Origin of the sequence: Aeromonas finlandensis (assembly GCF_000764645.1) — a bacterium.
Lineage (GTDB): Bacteria > Pseudomonadota > Gammaproteobacteria > Enterobacterales > Aeromonadaceae > Aeromonas > Aeromonas finlandensis.
In genome coordinates this window covers 1-4695 of record NZ_JRGK01000285.1, presented here as the reverse complement: position 1 = coordinate 4695, position 4695 = coordinate 1, and the positions used below count along the sequence as shown (strand labels likewise).

General features: G+C 59.1%; 5 protein-coding genes. All 5 read left to right on the top strand.

Features of this window, described 5'->3' with window-relative positions; translation table 11 throughout:
• Positions 1–195 precede the first annotated feature (195 nt).
• The gene (gene sdhC / locus LD28_RS0116900; RefSeq protein WP_005333571.1) at positions 196–573 is read left to right on the top strand and encodes a succinate dehydrogenase cytochrome b556 subunit; all 378 of its coding nucleotides are present in this window, start codon (positions 196–198) and stop codon (positions 571–573) included.
• The gene (gene sdhD, locus LD28_RS0116895) at positions 567–911 is read left to right on the top strand and encodes a succinate dehydrogenase, hydrophobic membrane anchor protein (protein ID WP_033138102.1); all 345 of its coding nucleotides are present in this window, start codon (positions 567–569) and stop codon (positions 909–911) included. The genes sdhC and sdhD overlap by 7 nt, the downstream gene beginning before the upstream one ends.
• A 1-nt stretch (position 912) precedes the next feature.
• Positions 913–2679 (top strand): succinate dehydrogenase flavoprotein subunit, encoded by a 1767-nt coding sequence (sdhA, locus tag LD28_RS0116890; protein WP_033138101.1) that lies wholly within the window; start codon positions 913–915, stop codon positions 2677–2679.
• 16 nt (positions 2680–2695) lie between these two features.
• Positions 2696–3412: a succinate dehydrogenase iron-sulfur subunit gene (locus LD28_RS0116885; RefSeq protein WP_033138100.1), complete on the top strand. Its 717-nt coding sequence runs from the start codon at positions 2696–2698 to the stop codon at positions 3410–3412.
• Between the two features lie 115 nt (positions 3413–3527).
• Positions 3528–4695, top strand: a 1168-nt coding sequence (locus tag LD28_RS0116880; protein WP_033138099.1) for a 2-oxoglutarate dehydrogenase E1 subunit family protein, incomplete at its 3' end; no start/stop codon positions are given.

Genomic DNA, 4695 nt, shown 5'->3' with positions numbered 1-4695 from the left:
CCGATATACTGCGCCACGTGGGTCATGGCTGCGGGTGTTTGAAACGCTTTGGCAAAGCCTGATGTGAAACCGAAAACTCGATTTATGGCTTTTTCAGCGTGTTTTGGTAACAAAAAACCAACAATCACCATTCCGTGCCCTCAAGTGTGAGTTAAAACAATAACTAACGTGCTCAATGGAGCTGAGTGGGCAAGCGTGAAAAACAAACAGAGACCGGTCAACCTCGACCTACAGACGATCAGCTTTCCTGTCACTGCCATTGCATCCATCCTGCACCGTGTTTCAGGGGTTATTACCTTTGTTGCACTGGGCATCTTGCTGTGGATGCTTGGTACTTCACTCGCCTCTCCCGAAGGGTTTGAAACCGTGGTTGCCATCATGGACAACTTCCTGGTCAAACTCGTGCTGTGGGGGATCCTGACTGCGCTGGCATACCACATTGTGGGCGGCTTGCGTCACCTGGTCATGGATATGGGCTATTGGGAAGAGCTGGAATCCGGCAATCAGAGCGCCCGCGTGGCCTTCGTGATCACCGCGATCCTGGCTGTATTGGCGGGAGTGCTTGTATGGTAACCAATTCTGCAACCTTCGGGCGCAGCGGCGTTCACGATTACATCCTGATCCGCGCCACCGCCCTCATCATGACCTGTTATGTCCTCTATCTGGTGGGCTTTGTCGCGTTCAACGACATCACCTACGAGGTGTGGACAGGCTTCTTCGCCAACACCTTCACCAAGGTATTCACCCTGTTGACCCTGCTCTGCGTACTGATCCATGCCTGGATCGGTCTGTGGCAGGTGCTGACTGACTATATCAAGCCGGTAGGGCTGCGCGGGGCGCTGCAATTTGCCCTGGTCGTGGTGCTGTTTGTCTATCTGATGACGGGTTTCGTCGTGCTGTGGGGTGTGTAAGGTGACTATTCCAACTCGTGAATTTGATGCGGTGGTGATTGGTGCCGGTGGTGCCGGTATGCGCGCCGCGCTGCAGATTGCCCAGTCCGGCAAGAGCTGCGCTCTGTTGTCCAAGGTTTTCCCGACCCGTTCTCACACTGTCTCCGCCCAGGGCGGCATCACGGTTGCGCTGGGCAATGCCCACGACGACAACTGGCAGTGGCACATGTATGACACCGTCAAAGGCTCCGATTACATCGGAGATCAGGAAGCCATCGAGTACATGTGCAAGACCGGCCCCGAAGCCATCTATGAGCTGGAGAACATGGGCTTGCCCTTCTCCCGTTTCGACAACGGTTCTGTCTACCAGCGTCCGTTTGGTGGCCAGTCCAAGAATTTCGGTGGCGAGCAGGCTGCTCGTACCGCAGCAGCGGCCGACCGTACCGGTCATGCCCTGCTGCACACCCTCTATCAGCAGAACGTCAAGAACAAGACCACCGTCTTCTCCGAGTGGTATGCGCTGGATCTGGTGAAAAACCAGGACGGTCACATCGTTGGCTGTACCGCCATCGATATGGAGAGCGGCGAAGTGGTCTACTTCAAGGCCAAGGCCACCGTGCTGGCCACTGGCGGCGCCGGTCGTATCTACCAGTCCACCACCAATGCCCACATCAACACCGGTGACGGTGTCGGCATGGCGCTGCGCGCCGGGGTAGGGGTGCAGGACATGGAGTTCTGGCAGTTCCACCCGACCGGCATCGCCGGTGCCGGGGTGCTGGTGACAGAAGGGTGCCGTGGTGAAGGCGGCTATCTGCTCAATAAAGATGGCGAGCGCTTCATGGAGCGTTATGCCCCCAACGCCAAGGATCTGGCCGGTCGCGACGTGGTGGCCCGCTCCATCATGATCGAGATCCGCGAAGGGCGTGGCTGCGATGGTCCCTGGGGCCCGCACATCAAACTCAAGCTGGATCACCTCGGCAAAGAGGTGCTGGAATCCCGTCTGCCGGGCATCTGCGAGCTCTCCCGCACCTTCGCCCACGTGGATCCGGTCAAAGAGCCGATCCCGATCATCCCGACCTGCCACTACATGATGGGCGGCGTGCCGACCAACGTGAATGGCCAGTGTCTGGCGCAAGACAAGGATGGCAACGACGTGCCGGTGGTCGGCCTGTTTGCGGTGGGCGAAATTGCCTGCGTCTCCGTACACGGTGCCAACCGTCTGGGTGGCAACTCGCTGCTGGATCTGGTGGTGTTCGGTCGTGCCGCTGGCATGCATCTGGTCAACACCCTGGGCGAGATGGATCATGGCCGCGATGCCTCCGACTCCGACATCGACGCCGCGCTGGCGCGCTTCAACCGCTGGGAAAATTGCCGTGACGGCGAAGACCCGGTGCAGATCCGCAAAGACCTGCAGCGCTGCATGCAGAACAACTTCTCGGTGTTCCGCGAAGGGGATGCGATGGCCGAAGGGTTGGCCGAGCTGAAGATCATTCGCGAGCGCCTCAAGCATGCCCGTCTGGATGACACCTCCAAAGAGTTCAACACCCAGCGCATCGAGTGTCTGGAACTGGACAACCTGATGGAGACGGCATTTGCCACGGCGGTGGCGGCCAACTTCCGTACCGAGAGTCGCGGTGCTCACAGCCGCTTTGACTTCCCGGATCGCGACGACGAGAGCTGGCTGTGCCACAGCCTCTATCACCCGGACACCGAGTCCATGACCCGTCGCGCTGTCAACATGTCACCCAAGACCCGTGAGGCGTTCCCGCCCAAGGTCCGGACTTACTGATTGCGGAGCCAGCCCTATGAACGTCACTTTCTCTGTCTACAGATACAATCCGGATGTTGATAACGTCCCTTATATGAAGGAATATCGTCTTGATATTCCTGAAGGTTCCGACATGATGGTGCTCGACGCACTGATCCAGTTGAAAGAGCTGGACCCCACACTCGCCTTTCGCCGCTCTTGCCGCGAAGGGGTCTGTGGATCAGACGGTCTCAACATGAATGGCAAGAACGGTCTTGCCTGTATCACCCCGCTCTCCGATCTGCTGAAGAAGGGCAATAACGTCGTTATCCGCCCCTTGCCTGGCCTGCCGGTGATCCGCGATCTGGTGATCGACATGACCCAGTTCTACACCCAGTGGGAGAAGGTCAAACCCTTCCTCATCAATGAAGACAAGTTGCCGCCGGTGCGTGAGCACCTGCAATCCCCGGAAGAGCGCGCCAAGCTTGACGGCCTGTACGAGTGCATTCTCTGTGCCTGCTGCTCCACTTCGTGCCCCTCCTTCTGGTGGAATCCCGACAAGTTCATCGGTCCGGCCGGGCTGCTCGCCGCCTACCGCTGGCTGGCTGACAGCCGCGACACCGCGACCACCGAACGACTGGGAAATCTGGACGACGCATTCAGCGTGTTCCGCTGCCATGGCATCATGAACTGCGTGAACGTCTGTCCGAAAGGCTTGAACCCGACCAAGGCGATTGGTCAGATCAAGTCGATGTTGCTCAATCGGGCTGTTTAGTATCAGGGCCGGCCCCGCGCTGGCCCGACCTCTGGATAGCCATCCCACCCGTGGCAGGATGGCTATTTGACCCCTACAAGCTGCGCAGCAGTAACAAGAAGTACAAGGGATAGAAATGCATAACGGCGTGATGAAGGCCTGGTTGGAGTCATCTCACCTGGCTGGTGCGAATGCAAGCTATATCGAGGATTTGTACGAATCCTTCCTGGAAAATCCTGACTCCGTGTCCGACGAGTGGCGCAGCCTCTTTAGCGAGCTGCCCCAGGTCAATGGCCATGCGGTTGAACAACCCCACTCCCAGGTCCGCGATTATTTCCGTCGTCTGGCCAAGGATCCCTCTCGCTACAGTGCCCCCGTCTCCGATCCCCAAGTGGATGCCAAACAGGTGCGGGTGCTGCAGCTGATCAACGCCTTCCGTTTCCGTGGTCACCAGAATGCCAATCTGGACCCGCTGGGCCTGTGGCAGCGTGAAACCGTTGCCGAACTGGATCCCGCTTTTCACAATCTGCAGGGCGCCGACATGGAGGCCACCTTCAATGTGGGCTCCTACGCCATCGGTCGCGAGACCATGGTGCTCTCCGAACTCGTTGCCTCGCTGAAAAAGACCTACTGCAGCTCCATCGGTGCCGACTACATGCACCTCACCTCCACGGAAGAGAAGCGCTGGCTGCAACAGCGCCTCGAATCCATTGAAGGGAAGGGGAGCTACACCCTCGAAGAGAAGACCCGTTTCCTCGAGAGCCTGACCGCTGCCGAAGGGCTGGAAAAATATCTGGGCGCCAAGTTCCCGGGGGCCAAGCGCTTCTCGCTGGAAGGTGGCGACGCCATGATCCCCATGCTCAAGGAGCTGATCCGTCGCGCCGGTGAGCAGGGCTGCAAAGAGGCCGTGATCGGTATGGCCCACCGCGGCCGCCTCAACGTGCTGATCAACGTGCTCGGTAAACGGGCGCAGGACCTCTTCGACGAGTTTGCCGGCAAGCATGGCGAATCCTGGGGGACCGGTGATGTGAAGTACCACATGGGCTTCTCCTCCGATTTCGCGACCCCGGGTGGCAACGTGCACCTGGCGCTGGCGTTCAACCCCTCTCACCTCGAGATCGTCAACCCGGTGGTCATCGGCTCGGTCCGTGCCCGTATGGATCGTCGCGGCGACAAGGATGGTTCCAGCGTGCTGCCCATCACCATCCACGGTGACTCGGCGATGGCCGGTCAGGGTGTGGTGGCCGAGACCTTCAACATGTCCCAGACCCGTGCCTATGGCGTGGGCGGGACGGTGCGCATCG